The sequence below is a fragment of the Candidatus Salinivivens marinus genome (genome assembly GCF_965655845.1).
GTDB lineage: Bacteria > Pseudomonadota > Alphaproteobacteria > Rhodobacterales > Rhodobacteraceae > Salinivivens > Salinivivens marinus.
Window position 1 is genome coordinate 39,685 of record NZ_CBFHHX010000003.1, and the last position, 20,444, is coordinate 60,128.

23 protein-coding genes are annotated in these 20,444 nt (G+C 40.5%); 12 read left to right on the forward strand and 11 right to left on the reverse strand.

Translation table 11 applies throughout. The features are described 5' to 3' along the window. Nucleotides 1-64 precede the first annotated feature (64 nt). A complete protein-coding gene (locus ACTF5Q_RS03875) occupies nt 65-454 on the forward strand; it encodes a helix-turn-helix domain-containing protein (protein ID WP_438953363.1) in 390 nt (129 codons plus the stop codon). Beyond that, nucleotides 454-723, forward strand: a complete 270-nt coding sequence (locus tag ACTF5Q_RS03880) for a succinate dehydrogenase assembly factor 2 (protein ID WP_438953364.1) — start codon at nt 454-456, stop codon at nt 721-723. Before ACTF5Q_RS03875 ends, ACTF5Q_RS03880 begins: the two co-directional genes overlap by 1 nt. Before the next feature lie 44 nt (nt 724-767). On the opposite strand, the gene ACTF5Q_RS03885 is transcribed toward ACTF5Q_RS03880, so the two are convergent. Continuing rightward, the gene (locus tag ACTF5Q_RS03885) at nt 768-1,196 is read right to left on the reverse strand and encodes a VOC family protein (RefSeq protein ID WP_438953365.1); all 429 of its coding nucleotides are present in this window, start codon (nt 1,194-1,196) and stop codon (nt 768-770) included. A 204-nt stretch (nt 1,197-1,400) separates the two neighbouring features. On the opposite strand from ACTF5Q_RS03885, the gene thyX reads away from it, so the two are divergent. Further along, nucleotides 1,401-2,309 (forward strand): FAD-dependent thymidylate synthase, encoded by a 909-nt coding sequence (gene thyX / locus ACTF5Q_RS03890; protein WP_438953366.1) that lies wholly within the window; start codon nt 1,401-1,403, stop codon nt 2,307-2,309. On the opposite strand, the gene ACTF5Q_RS03895 is transcribed toward thyX, so the two are convergent. Next, nucleotides 2,306-2,641 carry a DUF6476 family protein gene (locus ACTF5Q_RS03895; protein WP_438953367.1) on the reverse strand — a complete coding sequence of 112 codons (336 nt, stop codon included), beginning with the start codon at nt 2,639-2,641 and terminating at the stop codon, nt 2,306-2,308. The genes thyX and ACTF5Q_RS03895 overlap by 4 nt on opposite strands. On the opposite strand from ACTF5Q_RS03895, the gene ACTF5Q_RS03900 reads away from it, so the two are divergent. From ACTF5Q_RS03900 to ACTF5Q_RS03910, 3 genes are all read left to right on the forward strand, one after another. Next, the gene (locus tag ACTF5Q_RS03900) at nt 2,610-3,632 is read left to right on the forward strand and encodes an RluA family pseudouridine synthase (protein WP_438953368.1); all 1,023 of its coding nucleotides are present in this window, start codon (nt 2,610-2,612) and stop codon (nt 3,630-3,632) included. The two genes, ACTF5Q_RS03895 and ACTF5Q_RS03900, sit on opposite strands and share 32 nt — an antisense overlap. 118 nt (nt 3,633-3,750) lie before the next feature. After that, nucleotides 3,751-4,641, forward strand: a complete 891-nt coding sequence (gene rpoH / locus ACTF5Q_RS03905) for an RNA polymerase sigma factor RpoH (RefSeq protein WP_438953369.1) — start codon at nt 3,751-3,753, stop codon at nt 4,639-4,641. Nucleotides 4,642-4,707: 66 nt separating this feature from the next. Then, entirely contained in the window at nt 4,708-5,691 is a 984-nt protein-coding gene (locus tag ACTF5Q_RS03910) for a Gfo/Idh/MocA family protein (protein ID WP_438953370.1), read from the forward strand. Between the two features lie 21 nt (nt 5,692-5,712). Here the strand turns inward: ACTF5Q_RS03910 and phaZ are convergent, their stop codons facing one another. Next, the gene (gene phaZ / locus ACTF5Q_RS03915; RefSeq protein ID WP_438953371.1) at nt 5,713-6,942 is read right to left on the reverse strand and encodes a polyhydroxyalkanoate depolymerase; all 1,230 of its coding nucleotides are present in this window, start codon (nt 6,940-6,942) and stop codon (nt 5,713-5,715) included. Nucleotides 6,943-7,042: 100 nt separating this feature from the next. On the opposite strand from phaZ, the gene ACTF5Q_RS03920 reads away from it, so the two are divergent. From ACTF5Q_RS03920 to phaR, 3 genes are all read left to right on the forward strand, one after another. Then, nucleotides 7,043-8,833 carry a PHA/PHB synthase family protein gene (locus ACTF5Q_RS03920; RefSeq protein WP_438953372.1) on the forward strand — a complete coding sequence of 597 codons (1,791 nt, stop codon included), beginning with the start codon at nt 7,043-7,045 and terminating at the stop codon, nt 8,831-8,833. Between the two features lie 106 nt (nt 8,834-8,939). Further along, nucleotides 8,940-9,380, forward strand: a complete 441-nt coding sequence (locus tag ACTF5Q_RS03925) for a Phasin (RefSeq protein ID WP_438953373.1) — start codon at nt 8,940-8,942, stop codon at nt 9,378-9,380. A gap of 121 nt (nt 9,381-9,501) precedes the next feature. Further along, a complete protein-coding gene (phaR, locus tag ACTF5Q_RS03930) occupies nt 9,502-10,065 on the forward strand; it encodes a polyhydroxyalkanoate synthesis repressor PhaR (RefSeq protein ID WP_438953374.1) in 564 nt (187 codons plus the stop codon). 3 nt (nt 10,066-10,068) lie between these two features. Here phaR and ACTF5Q_RS03935 read toward each other — a convergent pair whose 3' ends face one another. The 7 genes from ACTF5Q_RS03935 to secG all read right to left on the reverse strand — a co-directional run bounded on the left by ACTF5Q_RS03935 (nt 10,069) and on the right by secG (nt 17,616). Continuing rightward, nucleotides 10,069-11,379, reverse strand: coding sequence for an NAD(P)/FAD-dependent oxidoreductase (locus ACTF5Q_RS03935; protein ID WP_438953375.1), 1,311 nt, complete (start codon nt 11,377-11,379; stop codon nt 10,069-10,071). Further along, entirely contained in the window at nt 11,376-12,743 is a 1,368-nt protein-coding gene (locus ACTF5Q_RS03940; protein WP_438953376.1) for a glutamine synthetase family protein, read from the reverse strand. Before ACTF5Q_RS03940 ends, ACTF5Q_RS03935 begins: the two co-directional genes overlap by 4 nt. 8 nt (nt 12,744-12,751) lie before the next feature. Further along, nucleotides 12,752-13,423, reverse strand: coding sequence for a type 1 glutamine amidotransferase (locus ACTF5Q_RS03945; RefSeq protein ID WP_438953377.1), 672 nt, complete (start codon nt 13,421-13,423; stop codon nt 12,752-12,754). Nucleotides 13,424-13,444: 21 nt separating this feature from the next. Continuing rightward, entirely contained in the window at nt 13,445-14,761 is a 1,317-nt protein-coding gene (locus ACTF5Q_RS03950) for a glutamine synthetase family protein (RefSeq protein ID WP_438953378.1), read from the reverse strand. 185 nt (nt 14,762-14,946) lie between these two features. Next, nucleotides 14,947-15,387, reverse strand: coding sequence for a TerB family tellurite resistance protein (locus tag ACTF5Q_RS03955; protein ID WP_438953379.1), 441 nt, complete (start codon nt 15,385-15,387; stop codon nt 14,947-14,949). A gap of 47 nt (nt 15,388-15,434) precedes the next feature. Further along, complete coding sequence (locus tag ACTF5Q_RS03960) at nt 15,435-17,078, reverse strand: CTP synthase (RefSeq protein WP_438953380.1); 1,644 nt, start codon at nt 17,076-17,078, stop codon at nt 15,435-15,437. A 172-nt stretch (nt 17,079-17,250) separates the two neighbouring features. Beyond that, the gene (secG, locus tag ACTF5Q_RS03965; protein ID WP_438953381.1) at nt 17,251-17,616 is read right to left on the reverse strand and encodes a preprotein translocase subunit SecG; all 366 of its coding nucleotides are present in this window, start codon (nt 17,614-17,616) and stop codon (nt 17,251-17,253) included. Nucleotides 17,617-17,827: 211 nt separating this feature from the next. Between secG and ACTF5Q_RS03970 the strand changes: the two genes are divergently transcribed. The 3 genes from ACTF5Q_RS03970 to ACTF5Q_RS03980 are packed head-to-tail and all read left to right on the forward strand — an operon-like array spanning nt 17,828 to nt 20,107. Next, nucleotides 17,828-19,120: an adenylosuccinate synthase gene (locus tag ACTF5Q_RS03970; protein ID WP_438953382.1), complete on the forward strand. Its 1,293-nt coding sequence runs from the start codon at nt 17,828-17,830 to the stop codon at nt 19,118-19,120. Then, nucleotides 19,120-19,341, forward strand: coding sequence for a DUF2842 domain-containing protein (locus ACTF5Q_RS03975; protein WP_164377366.1), 222 nt, complete (start codon nt 19,120-19,122; stop codon nt 19,339-19,341). Before ACTF5Q_RS03970 ends, ACTF5Q_RS03975 begins: the two co-directional genes overlap by 1 nt. A 40-nt stretch (nt 19,342-19,381) precedes the next feature. Beyond that, a complete protein-coding gene (locus tag ACTF5Q_RS03980; protein ID WP_438953383.1) occupies nt 19,382-20,107 on the forward strand; it encodes a thiamine diphosphokinase in 726 nt (241 codons plus the stop codon). Between the two features lie 40 nt (nt 20,108-20,147). Here the strand turns inward: ACTF5Q_RS03980 and ACTF5Q_RS03985 are convergent. Next, nucleotides 20,148-20,444, reverse strand: a 297-nt coding sequence (locus ACTF5Q_RS03985; RefSeq protein ID WP_438953384.1) for an L-serine ammonia-lyase, iron-sulfur-dependent, subunit beta, incomplete at its 5' end; no start/stop codon positions are given.

Sequence of the window (20,444 nt, forward strand, 5' to 3'; positions counted from 1 at the left end):
GTTTGATATCTATGTGTCTTATGCTCCCGCGAATAACCATTCAAGAAAATAATTGGAGCATGTCATGATTGATGATCTGGATTGGTACGGACCTGAGACTGCCACCTTTGGTGATCGGCTATCCGCCGCCATTGAAAAATCTGGCATGACTCAAAAACTTGTTGCTAAACGACTTGGCATAAAATTGCTAACGCTTAAATCATGGGAGCAGGATATAAGTGAACCACGGGCCAATAGATTGTCTATGTTAGCCGGTTTGCTTGGTGTGTCTGTTATGTGGCTCTTGCATGGTGAAGGTGACGGAGTTGAACATTCAGATCAAGAAACCCAGGTTCCCCCAGAAATCAATGATATACTATTTGAAATAAGAGCGGTTCAGACTGGGCTACTATCATCCGCAGATAAGTTGGCGAAGCTTGAAAAACAATTAAGGTCTAGATTAAAGGACATATGATGTCAGATGGAAGAGAGAATAAAATCAAAAAACTCAAAATGCGGTCAATGAGGCGTGGTATTAAGGAGATGGACGTTATACTCACATACTACAGCGATGTTTGTCTAGAAAAGATGCCTGGAGTTGAGTTGGATCTGTACTCTGACCTTCTTTTTGAAAACGACCAGGATCTGTATAGCTGGTGCTCAGGGCAAGCGGTCCCGAAAAAAAAATATACGGCGATTATCTCCGAAATACGAGATGTTCTAAAGACAAAAAAGTTCAACTAGGTTCAGTTTCTAGTTCGTTTTAATTCAACAAATATCATTAAACTTTACCAGTGACCAATATTTGGCATAGAAGTCCACGGTTCACTAGGTTTTAGAGCTTCACCACATTGGAGTAGTTCAATTGAAATATTATCTGGCGACCGCACGAATGCCATTCGTCCATCACGTGGGGGTCGATTGATGACTATACCATTTTCCTGTAGGTGGAGACAGGTTTGATAGATATTTTTTACCTCATAAGCTAAATGGCCAAAATGTCGACTGTCAGAGGGAAGTTTATCATCACCATCCCAATTAAACGTCAGTTCTAGCGGACATTCGTGTTGGCCGTCGGCTGCAAGAAAGACAAGCGTAAATCGTCCCATCTCGCTTTCATTTCTTTTTATTTCTTTGAGTCCAAGTAAGTTGTAGAAAGCAATAGATTTTTCGAGATCTTTTACTCTTACCATGGTATGTAGATATTTAATTTCCAATTTTTTTCCAATTCTTTATAACTTTTTTAATAAGCTCAACTAACGTTCATGGTATTTCAATTCAAGGCCTTGTGTCTAGGATGGATAAATAGTCAATTGAAGCCAAATATAAAATTTACTTAAAACGTTTCTTCATGTTGTGGTTTATTCACGGCACTTCTCTAGATATAGTAATAGACAAGTGATTCAACAAAGGACTTCAAAATGCCGCTATCGCCCGAACAGACGGAAGAAATAAGCGCTCAACGCGAGCAGTTAGCTAAAACGCGCAGGGTTGTAAGTGCTGGTATGGAAGAGAAACTATATACAGCTTTTCAGGTTCTTGATCATGGGTTTGTGCGGGTTGTCGATTATATGGGAGATGATAGTGCAATATGCCAAGCCGCTCGGGTTAGTTATGGGAAGGGTACTAAGTCAGTCCAGAACGATGAAGGGCTTATAAGATATTTAATGCGTCATTGGCATTCAACGCCATTTGAGATGTGTGAGATAAAATTACATGTCAAACTGCCGGTTTTTGTGGCGCGTCAATGGATCCGACATCGAACTGCAAATGTTAATGAATATTCAGCGCGATACTCGATATTAGATAGAGAGTTTTACATACCAAGCCCTGAGCATATTGCAGCGCAATCTGTTATAAATAATCAGGGGCGGGGTGAAGCCTTAAAAGATGAAGAGGCCCAAACTGTTCTAGAGCTTTTAAAAGCTGACAGTGCAAGATGCTATGATAATTATGAGAAAATGATCTCTCAAGACGGACAACAGGGATTAGCACGCGAGCTTGCGCGCATGAACCTGCCGGCCAACATTTACACACAATGGTATTGGAAGGTTGATTTGCATAATTTACTTCATTTTTTGAGGCTAAGGGCTGATCCACATGCTCAGTATGAAATAAGGATCTATGCGGATGAAATTTGTAATTTAGTCAAAGAATGGGTGCCGCATACGTACCGAGCTTTTGAAGATTATAGACTCGGTGGAGCTACACTTTCTGAGACCTCCGTAAATGTTTTGCGGCGAATGATCAAAGGCGAAAGTGTAGATATGCAGAATTCTGGGATGAGCAAAGGGGAGTGGCAGGAATTTAAAACTCTTTTTGTAGATTAAGGAGAGTTGTAATTTACTTTGATTTTTTGGATTTTATTTCCCGAATTGTCATAAATTAAGATCTCATGGTCACCTGTAACGATTGCGTACCAGTCTTTTGTTTGTGTATAGGCTATTGGCTTAACACCGTTTTGTAATTCCAGTGTGACCGGAATTGGAACATGACTTTTCTGAAAGTTTAAAACAAAAAGGGTTACTATGATAATGAACCCGATTATCATCACACACGCTAACACGGTGACAAGCAGCTTTAAGAACTTTATACTGGGTGGTATTATAATTTCTGCTTGAGGGACAATTTTGTCGTCTTCTATCTTATCGTTCTTCGTCACTGCGAATCCTCCTAAGCGTCTTGATAAAGCTCTTTCGCGTGATGCGCCAGTTTCCGCTAGTTTATCGCGATCTCGACTTCGCAAACTAATCGAGCAAGGCGTGGTGCGCTTAGACGGATCAGTCGCAACCCATATTGATGCATCAGTATCTGAAGGACAGTTAGTGGAAATAATGATTCCTGAAATAAAGGATATTGATAATTTTCCTGAGAATATCCCTTTGAATATCGTTTACGAGGATGACTATCTTATCGTTGTCAATAAACCCGTCGGAATGGTTGTTCACCCAGCGCCTGGCTCTCCTAACAAGACTTTAGTTAACGCATTGCTCCATCATTGTGGGGATACTTTGTCTGGGGTAGGTGGCAGTAAAAGACCTGGTATCGTACATCGAATTGATAAAGATACAAGCGGCTTATTAGTGTCCGCAAAATCAGACTTCGCTCACCAATTTCTTGCAAGGCAATTTGAAAATCATTCTGTTGAAAGGAGTTATCAGGCTTTATGTTTTGGAGTACCAGATGCCAGTGATCCCCGACTGAGGGGTGTTAAGGGTGTCAGTTTCGAGGCTGGTAATATTTTAAAAGTTACTACTAATTTAGCTCGACACAGGACGAACAGGCAGAAACAGGCAGTCCTATTTGGTGCAGGGCGTCACGCAATTACCAGAGTACGAGTTCTTGAAAATTATGGGTCCTTTTCTAGTTTGGCTTTGATAGAATGTCGTTTGGAAACGGGGAGGACCCATCAGATCCGTGTCCATTTAGCCCATGTTGGTCATGGTTTGGTTGGAGACCCATTGTATGGTGGTCGTAGAAAAATTCCCTCAAAATCTTTTTCCGAGGATATTGTTCAGGAAATTATATCTTTTCCTAGGCAAGCTTTACATGCGGCGAGTTTGGGCTTTGTTCACCCAAAATCAAAGGAGACTTTACGTTTTGAAGCCCCCTTGCCTGATGATATGGGTGACCTTATTAAAAAGTTGAGTTAAGTTGTCCTTTTACAGTAATTAGCTAGTTGCAGATTTCACTCAGGTTACCTTTTTGATTGTAGATAAACTTGAAAAGATAAGTTTGTGTTACTACATGGAGGTCATCAAAGGATTATAAATGACGAAGTATGCAAATTTACCCGCTCCGAGTCCTGAAGCTGGACTAAGCCGTTATCTACAGGAAATACGCAAGTTTCCAATGCTGGAGCCGGAAGAGGAATATATGCTCGCACGACGATGGGCGGATGAACAAGACCCAGAAGCAGCCCACAAGTTAGTAACGTCACATTTACGTTTAGCAGCTAAAATTGCTATGGGCTACCGCGGTTATGGTTTGCCTCAAGCTGAGGTAATTTCTGAAGCAAACGTTGGATTGATGCAGGCAGTAAAGCGTTTTGATCCAGAAAAAGGTTTCAGGCTCGCTACCTATGCAATGTGGTGGATTAGGGCAAGTATCCAAGAATACATTCTTCGTAGTTGGTCATTAGTTAAAATGGGCACTACGAGCGCTCAGAAAAAACTATTTTTTAATCTACGAAAAGCAAAAGCAAGAATAGGTGCTTTAGACGAGGGTGATTTACATCCAGATAATGTAAAAAAGATTGCTACTGATTTGGGTGTGTCAGAGGATGAAGTAGTCTCTATGAACCGTAGATTAAGTGGTGGAGATGCCTCGCTTAACGCCGTCGTTTCCTCTGATGGCGATGGATCAATGGAGTGGCAGGACTGGCTGGAAGATGAGTCGGCGGATCATGCTGCAGACTTTGAGAATAAAGATGAGGTTGAATTTCGCTTGGATTTATTGAGAAAGGCAATGAGCTTTCTCAATGATCGAGAACAGGATATTTTGCATAAGCGCAGATTGCAGGATACACCCTTTACTCTGGAAGAGCTCAGTTCTGAATATGGTGTAAGTAGGGAACGAATAAGACAGATCGAGGTGCGTGCTTTTGAGAAACTTCAGATGCAAATGCGTGAACTGGCCTCCGAAGTAGCTACTGTTAGTTGATACTTGTAAAAAACCCTAACGCCTTTACTATAAAAATTAATAGGTCTTGAAGATTGGTCGAAAGTTTTGATTTCAAGTTTCAAATGGGGAATATTAGGTGCTTCCAAATTTGCATTAGAACAAATGGCACCTGCCATTCATTCTGCTAAAGGTAATTCACTAGTAGCACTTGCGACAAGGGATTTAGAAAAGGCTAATAAATTCCTGGAACTGTCAGATAGACTAGAAATTTATAATGATTATAATGACTTATTAGAAGATTCTAATATTGACGCAGTATATATTCCATTGCCAAATCACCTTCATATTGAATGGGCAACGCGCTGCTTGCAAGCTGGAAAGCATGTTTTGTGTGAAAAGCCGATCTCAATGGCTGCCGACGAGATAGATCGTCTAATTCACTTGCGCGATAAAGCACAGCTTCTAGCAGCGGAAGCATATATGGTAGTGCATCATCCACAGTGGCAGTTGGCAAAGGAGTTTGTTGACGCGGGTAAATTAGGAAAATTAGTGCAAATTGATGGAGTATTTAGTTACAATAATGCTGATGATCCATTGAATATACGCAATCAAGCACGATTTGGTGGTGGTGGTATTCCCGATATCGGCGTTTATCCCTATGGCGTAAGTAGGTTCGTTACAGGTTCTGAACCTATTGAAGTTTTATCTGCAGATATTGTTTTTGAAAATGAAGTTGATATTTGGGCAAATGTATCAGCTCAATTCCCTGGTTTTAAAATGCAGGCAGTCACGTCTATGCGAGCAGCCGCTCGGCAGGAAATGACAATTCAGGGTACAGAAGGGTTTTTGAAGTTTACCGCACCTTTTAACCCCAACGTGTATGACATTGCCCAAGTCATTTTTAGAAAAGGCAATGGGCACGAACAAGTTTTTAAATTTCCGGGTGTAAATCACTATGTCAATCAAGTAGAGGCTTTTTCTATATCGGCCAAAACCAATACGGTTTATGGGTGTTCGTTAGAGTTTTCTAAAGGCACACAAAGTATGATTGATAAGATTTATGCAAAGAATAAACAGCTTTTAAAATAGTTAATTTAAAAACAATTCCATCTATTGATGGCTGTCAATGAATTTAATTACTTTAGGGCGGATATTAGTTCTCCAGTTTTTTCCTGCGAAGATGCCATAGTGGCCAGCATCAGCCTCCACGTGGCTGTACTTTTTCTTTAGTGGCACATTCCTGCAAAGTTCAATTGCAGCTGAGCATTGTCCGGGTGCTGAAATATCATCCTTGCCACCCTCTATAGTCATTACGGCAACATTTGAAATTGTATCTATGTCGACGTGTTTTCCCATAATCGTAAATTTGTTTTGGGCTATCTCTCTTTTTTTAAAAATTCGGTCTACTGTTGATAAATAGAATTCTGCTGTCATATCCATCACAGCTAAATACTCGTCGTAAAAACTGTTATGTTTGTCATGCTCACTTGCTGTCCCTTGGGCAACTTTAGCTATCTGATCTGTAAATGATTTTGCATGTTTCTCGGCATTCATCGACATAAAGGACATTAGTTGTAATAAGCCGGGGTAAACTTGCCGCCCAACGCCTGCATACTTAAATCCTACGCGCTGAATTACAGTCTGTTCGAAGTATTCTAAATTAACATTATTGCCGAACTCTGTGATTTCAGTTGGAGCTGCACTGGGATCGATTGGTCCCCCCATAAGGATTAAACTTTTTGGTTGTTCATCTTTTTTTTCCTGAGCAAGGAATGCTGTTGCTACAAGGGCCAACGGGGCGGGTTGGCAGATGGCAATCACATTTATGTCTGGACCGAGAAATCTAATATAGTCAATTAAATATTTAGCGTAGTCCTCAATATCGAAGCTTCCCTGAGAAACTGGGATGTCTCGAGCATTGTGCCAGTCTGTAACATATATTTCACTATCGATGATTAAACTGTTGACCGTTGAGCGAAGCAAGGTTGAATAGTGGCCTGACATAGGTGCTACCAGCAAAATTTTCCTTGGAGCCGGTTCTCTGCCCAGAACATTAAAATGGATGAGGTCGCCAAAGGCTCCTGTTATTTTTTTATTGATCTCTACTAAATGATCTCGCCCGTCGTAACACGTTATACTTTCAATACCCCAATCAGGTTTTGCAGCCATTCTTTCAAATGATCTCTCGGTTACTTGACCCCAAGCAGCAATCCAATCAATGCTTGGATTGGGGAAAACTGACATTGCGGGGATTGAGGCTGCTGCCTTTGCAGTAGCTCCAATCCATTGGTTTGCATTACGAATTGCTTCGAAATAATCGTAACTTAGCATTTTATGCATTTTATTCATCCTAAACCAAAGGTGCGGTAAAAAGGGGCATGGTAATTTTTGGTCTTTAAGTTATGCTGCACCGCAGCTAAGATAGTTGGAAAAATTTCGTATGACAAGTTCGGATAACAATTTACAGTCAATTGATCCGCAATTAGGTAAAAATTTGCAGAAATTAGAGGAATTGTCAGGACGTTTTTTTGAAGTTCTGAGTAACAAAAAGCAGATTAATCCCGCATTAAACGGTCCTGGGCACGATATTTTTGTAAAAACAGTAGGTGCTTATTTAAAAAGTATGGCTCAAAGTCCTACTTTCATACTTGAGCAGCAAGTATCCTACTGGGGGAAAACCCTGGAATATTTTGCGGAGACGCAAAAGCAATTTTTTTCTGAGGCTAATGAGGCAGTAAACACTAAATATGTTGATAGACGTTTTACACATCAATTATGGAAGAGTAGCCCGTTTTTTAAATATGTTTTAAAACAGTACCTAGCTAATTCGGACATGATCAAAACTGCAGTGGCTCAAGTAGAGGGTTTGTCACCGAAAGACCAAGCGCGGCTAGAGTATTTTTCTAGTCAAATTATTGATATGATGGCTCCCACTAATTTTTTTGGAACAAATCCCGATGCCCTGGAGAGAGCTTTTTTAACCAAAGGGCGATCTCTAGTACAAGGTCTGGAGAATTTAATTCGGGATTTAGAGGCAAATGATGGGGAGTTATTAGTCCGCTTAGCAGATGAAAGTGCGTTCAAAGTTGGATCAGATTTAGCCGCAACCCCCGGTAAAGTTGTCTTTCGTAACAGACTTTGTGAACTAATTCAGTATTCACCTTCGACTGAGAAGGTGTATAGCACCCCTTTACTAATTTTTCCTCCCTGGATTAACAAATATTATATTCTGGACTTAAGAGCTCACAATAGTTTGATACGTTGGATAGTTGACCAGGGCTACACATTATTTGTGGTATCATGGGTGAACCCGGACTCAAACTATTCTAATGTCGGTCTTGAGGAGTATATTGAGGAAGGATATCTGGAGGCTATTGATCAAGTAAAAAGCATTTGCCAGGTCAAAAAAATAAATGCTTTAGGGTATTGTATTGCAGGGACAACACTAAGTCTAGTCATGTCCATAATGAGTCAGCGAGGTGATAGATCTATAAATTCGGCCTCACTTCTTACGACCTTAACTGACTTTTCCAATCAACGTGAATTTACACCGTTTTTACAAAATGATTTCATTGATGCAATCGAGAGTGAGACTAAAAACAAAGGCATTCTAGAGAGCTTCATTATAGCGCGGACATTTAGTTTTCTTCGTTCGAACGATCTTATCTACACTCCAGCAATTAAGAGCTACATGATGGGCGAGGCTCCTCCCTCATTTGACTTGCTATTTTGGAATGGAGACGGAGCAAATTTACCCGGCAAGATGGCAATGCAATACCTAAGGCGCTTATGTCAGGAAAATCAATTTGCAAAAAATGAATTAATTATGTTCGGCAAGAAAATTGGCGCTGTAGATATAGATGTGCCTGTTTTCGGTATAAGTTGTGAAACAGACCATATTGCATCTTGGAAAGATAGTTTCCGAGGGCTACAAAATTTCAGTTCTAAAGAAAAGGTTTTCGTACTCTCTGAGGCTGGACATGTTGCTGGTATCATAAATGCTCCGGATAGGAACAAATATGGATATTACTTTAGAAAAGATGACGTCAAAGATCCTGAACAGTGGAAAATCGGTGCAGAATTTGTAAAAGAAAGTTGGTGGCCATTTTGGGAAAGATGGCTGAGGGAGAAATCAAAAGGTCTCGTCGAGGCTCGCATACCCTACCTTAGTGGTGACTTGGATTTGGGAGATGCTCCAGGTTGCTATGTTCACCAAAAACCACATCTTTAGCAATTAAAAATAAAAATTATGCCGCAGTGCAGAAAAATTACTTGCATTGCTGCGGTGCAGCGTGTATACATAAATTAGTTTAGTTAATTTATAAAGGGCATTCGTCATGGCGGGTACACAAGATATGAATAAGTTTTTTGAGAATTTTATGGCTTCTTTGCCTATGGATACGGCCATTTTCGACGACGCAGTCGAAAAGCAGTCGGCTATAAGCAAGGAATATTATGATTTATTTTTAGGCGTGGCTGAGAAGTCCACAACAGTAACATACAAATGGGCTACTGAGACAATTACTAAAATGCAGAAAGCTCCAAGCTACGCTGGTGATCCATCTAGTTATGCTAAATCTATAGGAGATTTTGTCTCTGAGCAAGCTGACGTAGCGACCGAAAATCTCGCAGCATATGCAGAGATCGCAAAAAAAGCACAAATGGATTCATTATCTTTATTTCTTTCAACGGCGAAGGAAGTTCAGACAGAAGCAGCAGCAGCAGTAAAAAAAGCTGCAAATGATGTTTCTCCGGCAAAGAAAAAAGCTGCTAATTGATTTTATTTTAGTTAGACTTATAAATCTTTTGTAGATTGGAAAGAGGCAGCAGTTTGTTGCCTCTTTATTTTTTGCTGCATATGCTTAATAATTGCTGCAACGCTGCAATGGGGAGTTCACAGTGGAAAATAAGTCAAGTACTTTGCTTATCAAAAGATACGCCAGTCGCCGTCTGTATAATACTGAAACAAGTGATTACGTCACCCTTGATGACATAGCGGGTTTTATCAGATCTGGTCGCGATGTGCAGATTATTGATCTAAAGTCTGGAGATGATTTAACCAGGCAATATTTACTCCAGATAATCGCTGAGCATGAGAGTAGGGGAGAAAACGTACTTCCAATTGATGTTTTGACAGATTTGGTGCGAAGTTACGCAAGTCAAACGACTTCGGCTCTTCCAGAGTTTTTGACAATTTCCCTAGAAATGTTTCGTGAAAGCCAATCTAAATTTATGGAAAATATGAACAGCATTAACCCTATCCAGGGAATGCCTGGGTTTGAAAATTTGCAGGCTCAGCAAAATGCATTTTTGAAGGCGTTTATGGGCAGTTTGTCCAGGTATAATTCAAACGATACTTCCAAAAAAGACTCAAATGATCCTTCAAGCGAAACAAAAGATGACCTCGAAGCGATAAAAACTCAATTAAGTGAACTACAAGAAAAGCTAAATAAATTAAGTTAACTTTTAGAGGCCAATCTTATCTCTCAATGAATACCAGGTCATTGCCATCACCAGAAGAGGTGAACGGGCAAAACGACCTCCTGGGAAGGGCAGTGAGGGTACCTTTTCCATCGCATCGAAGCCATCACTGTCTTGATTTAATATTGTTTGAGCAATGAGCTTGCCGGCGTGAGTGGCATTGCCGACACCATGGCCAGAAAAGCCAGAAATATTGAATTCATTCTTACTAAGACGTTTGAAATATGGCATGCGACGCATCGTAATCCCTAAAGTACCGCCCCAAGCATAATCAATTTTAATGTTGTCTAATTGTGGAAAAATCTTCAGCATTGGTTTGCGCACCTTGGAGGCAATATTTTTTGGAAATTTGTATCCGTAGCTTTCTGTCCCTCCAAAAAGTAACCTATTATCGTGAGCCATACGAAAATAATTTACAACAAATTTTGAATCTGCAACTGCAATATCTTTAGTTAAAACCGTATGTTTTGCATCAGTTAGTGGTTCAGTTGCTACAATGTAGTTATTTATTGGCATCACTCGAGCAGCTACTTTAGGTTCGAGGTCACCAAGATATCCATTGCAGGCATATACAACATATTTAGCTTTTACCAATGTCCTATTAGTTCGCAAAGTAACGGTATCACCTTTAATTATTTTTTGGACTGGTGATTGCTCGAAAATTCTTAACCCATTTTCTCTACCTGCCTTTGTGATCCCTAAAGCGTAGCGTAATGGATGCAAGTGAGCGGCGTTTGAAAACAAAATACCACCTTTGTATGCATTGGAAATACAAAGCTCTAAACTTTCTTCTTTGCTAATGATATCTACATTCCCTTGCTTATATCTTTTTTCAAGAAATTCTGCGTAAGAATGCAGATCCGCTGCCTCAACATTTGAATTTCCAAGATTGGCTACGCCTGGACGCAGAAAACAATCAATTTTATCTCTTTTTATAATTGTTTTCACAGTATCGATCGCATCATCTGCCAGATGCCAAAGTTGGTCTCCTAGATTTTCTCCCACCAACTTAATTAAGTCGCGTTGATCCATACGTTGTCCGGCACCCAACTGTCCACCATTTCTTCCAGATGCCCCAAACCCTACTTTCTGTGCCTCTAACAAGGCAGTATCAGCGCCGGCTCTAGCTAGAAAGAGCCCTGCAGTTAATCCGGCATAACCGCCACCAATAATTGCGACGTCCACTGAAATTTCCTGGGTTAATGGTTCAAAATCTGGTAGTATTTCTGAGGTTGCTGTATACCAACTGTTATTTGGATATCGGTTGGTTTCATCATTTACATATAATAAATTCATACATTTAACAAAAGATGCTCCCTTTCCCAGGGACTTATAACTTGTAAAAATTCCTCGTGCTCTGCCCTTTTCACGATCGAATAAACTCGACAAAATTCTGTACCAAGAATTTTATGTAATGGGGTTGCTTCCTCAAACAAGTCCAAAGCTGAGCCTAGTCCACGCGGAATGTCTTCTGCTCCCTCATAAGCATCGCCACGGAATTGCTTAGACGGACGGATTTCGTTCTTAATTCCAAGATAACCGCATGCTAGAGAGATCGCGATACCCAGATAAGGATTACAGTCCATACCGGCTAAGCGATTTTCAACGCGTCGCGCAGAATTACTCGAAAGTGGCACTCTAATGCCTGTAGTTCTGTTGTCTCTTGCCCATTCTAGATTAATTGGCGCTGCATGGTCTTTGACATACCGTCTGTATGAATTCACGTAGGGCGCTAGCACTGCTATAGCGGAGGGTAAGTATCTCTGTAAACCGCCAATGAAATGGTAAAACATATCAGTCTCTCCACCTTGCGGTCCAGAAAATAGATTTTCTCCTGTGTTTTTATCTAAAATTGAATGATGAATATGCATGGCACTCCCAGGTTCATCTTCAATTGGTTTTGCCATAAATGTGGCAAAACAATTATGGCGTAATGCAGCTTCCCGTATTAACCTTTTGAAGTAGAAAACTTCATCGGCTAACTTGAGCGGGTCCCCGTGTTGAAGGTTGATCTCTAATTGTCCTGCTCCTCCTTCTTGAGTAATCCCGTCGATTTCAAAACCCTGCAATTCTGCAAAATCATAGATATCGTCAATTACGGGCCCAAACTCATCAACAGCCGTCATAGAATATGCTTGACGTGCAGCAGCAGGTCGACCTGATCTGCCCATCATTGCTTGGATTGGTGTTCTTGGGTCTGAATTTCTACTGACTAAATAGAATTCCATTTCTGGTGCAACGATGGGAGCCCAGCCTTCTTTTTTATATAAATCTAAAACTTTCTTTAAAACGTTCCGAGGTGCAAAAGGTACGGGTTTATTCTTCCTATCGTAAGCATCATGTATTACCTGTAGCGTCCAGTCTCCGGTCCAAGGCGCTGCAGTAGTAGTTGAGTAATCTGGATCCAAGATCATATCTCGCTCAATAAAACCTTCTTTTCCCGCAGCCTCTCCCCAACCACCTGTTATCGTTTGAAAGAAAATGGAGTCAGGTAAATGAAAAGTTTTTTGCCTTAGAAATTTTTGCGCTGGCACTGCTTTTCCACGTGCTATGCCTGGAAGGTCAGAAACAATGCATTCTACTTCGTCTACCTTTCTCCCTTCGACATAAGCTCTTGCTGCATCGGGAGCTTTGCTAAGAATATTTGAGAATGTTTTCATAATGGAATTCACTTTGCAAAAAATGACTTAATTTTAGTAGCAAAAAAGTCATTGTCATTTGAACCATCTAATTTTGATTTCGCAGTATAGAGAAGATCGTCTGGCACAATTCCTTTTCCCCTATTTTCAATCAAACCTTCGATGTAATCAGAATTAAACTCTGGATGTGGCTGAAAAGTAATAATATTATCATCATACGCTAGTCCTGCAAATTTACAGAAATCATTACTCATAACTGTTTCAGCATTAGATGGTGGTACAATCACTTGATCTTGATGCCAAGCATTTAATTTTACGTCTCTGTCTCCATATTTATATAGAGTTGAACCAACAGACCAACCGCCTTGAAACTTTTCAACTACGCCACCTAATGCTTGTGCTATAATTTGGTGACCAAAGCATATGCCGACTAGTGGGAGCTTTTCATTGTGTATAAGTCTAATAAATTCGCGAAGTGGATCTAGCCATTTATGGTCCTCATATACGCCGTGACGCGAGCCGGTTATCAGCCAGCCGTTGCATTCATCCGGTGACTTTGGGAATACCATGTCCAAAACAGGATATGTTTCAAAAACAAAATGTTCTGAACTTAAAAACTTTTTAAACAAGTCTGGATAATCGCCAAATTTATACAAAAGACTATCATGGCTTTTTCCAGTTTGTAAAATGCCAATTTTCATAAATTCTCCTAACGTACCCAGTCACACGCTGTTAATATAGTATTTCCACTTATCTGCCGAGTTTATTTTATCAAATTGCTTAAGCTCTTGCTTTTTTGTTAATAATAAGTTTGTAACTAAATTTTCAGGAAATATTTGTTTTATTAAGTCTTCATTTTGAAAAAGATCAATTGCAGAGCTCAAATTCTGCGCCAATTGAGGTAACTTTAAAGAATATGCATCTCCCTGGATTGGTTTCGGCGCGTCTATTTTTTTTTCAATTCCCTGAAGAGCGGCGCCTAATACGGCAGTGAATACCAAATATGGGTTTGTATCACCACCAGCAACTCTGTGCTCAATACGTTTGGAAAGAGGATTACCCATTGGTATCCTTATCGCAGCAGTTCTGTTCTCATATGCCCAAGAAATTCCCGTTGGAGCATGAGCTTTTGGTGTTAAGCGTTCATAACTATTTTCAAATGGTGCAAAGATCAGAGTTGAGGCTTTCATGGCCAATATACAGCCGCCGACTGCATATTTTAAAATATTTGAGCCAGCATCTCCATCATTGCTAAAAATATTTTGCCTTTCGTTATCTAATATGGAAAAGTGCATATGCATTCCATTGCCTGGTTGGTCAAGATATGGCTTAGCCATAAAAGTGGCAGTCAATCTATGCTTTAGCGCCACTCCTTTGGTAATGACTTTAAACAAAAGCGCATCATCTGCTGCTAATAATGCATTGCGATGTTTGAGGGTTACCTCAAATTGGCCACAGCCTGACTCGGAGGTTATACTTTCAAAATTAATCCCAGCCTCAATGCACGCTTCCTGAATTTCATTCAAGATGACCTCAAAATGGTTTAAATCTTGAGTGGAGAGCACATCTGCACTCACCAGTTGTGTGTTGGTTTTAGGATTAATCGGTGGTTTCAGCGAGCCATGTTCAGCATTGACTAAATAAAATTCCATTTCTGTCGCGGCTGTTACGGTCCAACCCTTTTCTCTGTAACCTTTTAAGGTTTTAGCCAAACTATGCCTTGCATCGCCAAGAAAACTTTTACCATCATCTGTAAACATCCAACATGGATGAAACACCGGTGCTTTTTCTAGCCAGGTTAGCTTAAAAGGTTGTCGTTCGGTGGGAGTAATATATCCGTCCGTGTCGCCAGACTCAAAAACGAGTGGACTATTCTCAATATCCTCTCCAAATAAATCAACGTTTAGAGCTGATAAGGGCAGTCGGATTGACTTAGTTTTTAATTTTTTTACATTTTTAATTGGTAGTATTTTGCCCCTAAGAATGCCATTTAAGTCTGCAACTGCTACCTGGATTGTTTTCGCCGATACTTTCGACATACTCTCACCATCAATATTTGTTTAGACAATTTCATCCAATTCATTAATTGTCCACATAACTTTTTTGGCTAGTATTCAATAAATATCAGGATCTAAAGTTGTCATCTTCAATATTCTGAGCGCTTGGAGGCTTTTAAATGGATACCGGTAGATTTATTATCAGGCTTAAAAAATATTACTTTGTTTTATGACTTGCCCTGAGCAGTTTTGCGGGCCACTGCGCTTTCCACGTCTGTAACTCCCAGCAATTTAGCTGCTAAGCGAATTACAGCATCTTCCTCACTGTCACGAGATCCATCTGCTAATGCGACCTGCCATAGACCTTGAATAATTTGCCGACGGTTTTCATAAGGTATATTATTTTTCAGTGCTTTTGTAAAACGAACTGTATCTGGCGCTTCTTGCTCAAGTTGCTCTGCACCATGGATTGTGGAATTAGCCTTTTCTTCAGACATTTTAAATTGTTCCATTAATACCTTTTTTATCGCCTCCACCTCACTCTCATCATATTGTGAATCAGATTTTGCTATACGCACTAACAGAGCTGCCAAAGCAATTTGTGCATCGTCCGTTGAAACTGGATCGGATTCTTCAGATAATAATGACCTTAGAAAATTGGAAATCATAAAATCCTCGTTGTTTAAAATTGGTTAACTGCAAGTACTGATTTTATTCAGACGAGCCGTGAAATATTTTTTGCTGCCTTTATAAAGTCTCTAAATAGCGGATGTGGATCAAAAGGTTTTGACTTTAATTCAGGGTGAAATTGTACTCCTATGAACCAGGGATGATCACTTAGTTCGACAATCTCTGGTAGCCTTCCATCTGGAGACATACCTGAGAAAATTAACCCGTTCTTTTCAAGTTCTTTGCGGTAATTAATATCTACTTCATAACGGTGCCTATGGCGTTCTTCTATATCAGTCGAGTTGTATACTTTTGCAACATTTGAACCTTCAGCCAGTACGGCAGAATATGCCCCAAGACGCATAGTTCCTCCCTTATCATCTTCTACATTTCTAGAAACTTTATGATTTCCTTGAACCCACTCTTTTAGATGATAGATTATTGGTTCGAAGCGGCGCTTGCCTGCTTCATGGTCAAACTCTTCTGAACCAGCGTTTGAGATTCCAGCCATATTCCTGGCGGACTCAATTACTGCGGTTTGCATACCCAAGCAAATTCCCAAATATGGAATTTTATGTTCTCTAGCAAATTTAGCCGCCATTATTTTTCCTTCGGTTCCCCTTTCACCAAACCCACCTGGCACTAGGATGGCATGAAACCCGGACAAATGAATTTCTGGATCCTCTTTTTCGAAAGTTTCTGCGTCTACCCACTTAATTTTTACTTCAAGCCTATTGGCCATTCCGCCATGTGTTAGTGCTTCAGCTATTGACTTATATGCATCTTCTAGTTGAGTATATTTACCAACTATTGCAACATTTACATATCCCTCAGGGTTGTTTAATCGATCTTTTACATCTTCCCATTTTGACAGATCGGGTTTTGGAGCTGGCGTAATATTAAATGCATCAAGAACTGCTTGGTCCAAACCTTCTTGATGATAAGATATCGGCGCTTCATAAATGGAATTCAAATCTTTCGCTGAAATGACGCTTTCCGGACGAACATTGCAAAATAGCGCCAGCTTTTCCCGTTCTTTTTGAGGAATTGATCCTTCGGATCTACAAACTAATAGATCTGGTGATATTCCAATCGATCGAAGTTCTTTTACACTATGCTGTGTGGGTTTTGTTTTTAATTCTCCGCTTGCCTTCACAAATGGGAGTAAGGTCAAATGCATAAAAATACAATCTCCCCTTTGCTTGTCTTGTGAAAATTGCCGAATGGCTTCGAAGAATGGCAAACCTTCTATGTCGCCTACAGTTCCACCTATTTCGCAGAGCATAAAATCAACTTCATCCTCTCCAATTTTTATAAATTCTTTTATTTCATCAGTAACATGGGGAATAACCTGGATTGTTTTCCCTAAGTAATTACCACGACGTTCCTTTTCGAGCACGTTTGAGTAAATTCTTCCGGAAGATACAGAATCTGTCATCCTTGCAGATACTCCTGTAAATCGCTCATAATGACCTAGGTCTAGATCTGTCTCAGCCCCATCATCTGTTACAAACACCTCACCATGTTCAAATGGACTCATTGTTCCTGGATCGACATTTAAATAAGGATCTAGTTTTCTTAACCTCACACTATACCCGCGAGCTTGCAATAGTGCGCCCAGCGATGCTGACGCTAAACCCTTCCCAAGAGAAGAAACCACTCCGCCTGTGATAAATATAAATCTAGCCATAAACGAGGTTCTCCCATGGTATCTAGCCAATCAAAATAGCAGTTATACTACTGCATTAGCTTTGAAAAACTAAAGCTATCACGGGAGTAAAGTATAACAGGATTCGCATTATATATGCAAGGCGTACCAATCTACATATTGGTAATATCTAGTATATAATAACAAGGCGTTGTTAATCTGCGCTAGGTACTAAGCCTTCTGCAGAGCCCTCTGTGGGTGGTAACAATGAATCTATATCATCTAAAGAGGGATCAGTCTCTTTATCGTTATTAGACGACACACCTAGTCTATCCATCACTGAGGTTTCTGATGATTTGTTCGCGGCAATTACTGTTAATGAAATTGATGTTATTATAAATGCTACAGCAAATATCCAGGTTAATTTTGTTAGAGCACTCGCAGCTGCTCTCCCGCTCATGACACTGTCTCCGCTGCCGGATCCCATACCTAGCCCACCACCTTCGGATCTTTGAATAAGTACAACACCGACTAAAGCTAGAGCCAATAGAAGATGAACTGTCAAAACAATATTTTCCATAAATCCACAACCTCATGGTGATCTTCGAGGTAAATATGTAAATTTAAAGTATACCGCAAGAGCCAATTATAATAGTTTTGATATTATCTGATATGGTCATGTCGCTCTTTAATAAAATTAAAAAAATAATTTTATTTTTGTATTACAGCTTTACAGCCTTCAATCAGGCGTTATACCAAGCCGGTCAAATTTTTACTAGAAAGGTTATCCGATGGCAAATGTTGTTGTAGTGGGCGCGCAATGGGGTGACGAGGGGAAAGGTAAGATTGTTGACTGGTTAAGTGAAAGGGCCGATGTAGTCGTAAGGTTTCAAGGTGGGCATAATGCTGGGCATACTCTAGTAATTGATGAAAAAATATACAAATTGCACGCGCTTCCATCTGGTGTGGTTCGTGGTGGTAAGTTATCAATTATAGGTAATGGTGTAGTGCTTGATCCCTGGCACTTACTAAGTGAAATAGAAACATTAATAGGTCAAGGTGTAACTATTGATGCGGATACGTTAAAAATCGCGGAGAATACCCCGTTAATTTTGCCTGTTCATGGTGAATTAGACCGGGCAAGGGAGGCCCAAAGTGGCATTGCAAAAATTGGTACTACTGGACGAGGTATAGGGCCTGCTTACGAGGACAAAGTAGGACGAAGAGCGGTAAGGGTTTCGGACCTTGCGGATGAGACCACCTTGTCTAATCGAATTGATAGGCTCCTTCAGCATCACAACACTCTGCGAAACGGAATGGGTTTAGAGCCAATTGAAAAAGCAACTCTTTTTAAAAAACTTCTCGATGTGGCGCCTCATATACTCAAATTTGCCGCACCAGTATGGAAAATTCTAAACGATAAACGAAAGTCGGGACAACGTATTCTATTTGAAGGTGCGCAAGGGGCATTGCTAGATGTGGATTTTGGAACCTATCCATTCGTAACCTCGTCTAATGTTATTGCTGGTCAGGCTGCCACTGGCTCAGGGCTTGGGCCAGGAGGAATAGACTTTGTGTTAGGAATAGTAAAGGCTTACACTACTCGGGTTGGAGAAGGGCCTTTTCCCACGGAGTTAAACGATGATTGCGGTAATATGCTTGGAGAGCGCGGGCACGAGTTTGGAACAACTACGGGACGGAGAAGACGGTGCGGTTGGTTCGACTCAGTTCTGGTTCGTCAAACTTGTGCTACTTCCGGGGTAGACGGAATATCGCTTACAAAATTAGATGTCCTGGACGGGTTTGAAAAAATTAAGATCTGTGTTGGTTACAGTCTAGATGGCATATTAATCGATTATTTACCGACCGCGGCGGACCAACAAGCGCGCTGCCAGCCAATCTTTGAAGAAATGGATGGTTGGAGCGAAACCACGGAGGGCGCAAGGAGTTGGGCTGAATTGCCGGCTGGCGCAATAAAATATGTGAGAAGGATAGAGGAGTTGATTGAATGTCCTGTCGCGCTACTTTCCACATCACCAGAGAGAGAAGATACAATATTAGTAAGGGACCCTTTTGAAGATTAATGAGTATTAGCTATAAAAACAGAAGGCGCATCTCACTTTTACTGCTGCTAGTCGGATTACCAATGTATATAATTTTGGCCGTAAACTTAGTATCGTTATTTGAGCGACCATCAATTTTCGTCGAGTTAGTAATTTATTTAGGTCTCGGCATTATTTGGGCATTTCCGTTTAAATTTATATTCAAGGGAATAGGTCAGGCCGACCCTGATCATAAAGAGTAGTGGACTTGTTTACCAAATAGATTGTTAGGTCAGAAAATGAGTGATAAAAAACTCCAAGCTAGGTTTTTATGATTTTATGAGCAGGCAGGCCTTAACATTTAAAGATCCCATAACCCTTGTAGGGAGTGCTTACGTTTCTCCTGAAAATTTTAAAGCAACTACCCAGTTTGCATCTAATGTTGTTGCGGCAGATGGTGGTGCGAACATCTGTCTTCAATATGGTGTAAAACCTAAAGCAGTGATTGGTGATTTGGACAGTATAGAGGAGACATCAAAGGCTCAAATAGACGAGGACAGCATCCATTTCGTAAGCAGTCAAGACGATACTGATTTTGAAAAATCCTTAAAAAGAATTAATGCGCCCTTAATTCTGGGAGTTGGTTTTCTTGGGGATAGGCTCGACCACCAGATGGCAGTTCAGACAGCACTGGTAAAACATTACAATAAAAAAATTCTTCTAATTGGTAGTCATGACATAGTTTTTTTAACTCCCCCAGAATTTTCAGTAACTCTTAAAAATGATTGCCGCGTATCCCTTTATCCGATGGCAAAATGTACTGTTGTCTCCAAAGGTTTAAAATGGAAAACAGAAGATATTGTTTTATCGCCACTAAATACAATTGGTACTTCGAACTGTACCACTGAGGATAAAATTGAGCTCTTTCCAAGCGAGCCGTTAGTACTGACGATAATCCCGCGGGATTTTTTAATCCCTGCTTCGCTGGCGTTACTAGCCTCAAAAGCTTGGTCTTCTAAACAGAAATGACTTCGTATGCCCAGTAATAATTAAATATTCCAACTGTGTATTAGCAATTAGGTATGTTGACGGCCAATCCCCCCATTGATGTCTCTTTGTATCTTTCACTCATGTCTTCACCAGTTTGGCGCATTGTTTCTATGCAAACATCCAAAGGAATAACATGAGTGCCATCACCTCTGAGAGCCAGACTAGCTGCAGAAATTGCTTTAATTGCGCCCAGCCCATTGCGTTCAATGCAGGGCACTTGGACAAGTCCTTTGACAGGATCACAGGTCATTCCCAAATGATGTTCGAGAGCAATTTCAGCTGCATTCTCAATCTGTTCTGGCGTTCCCCCATTCAC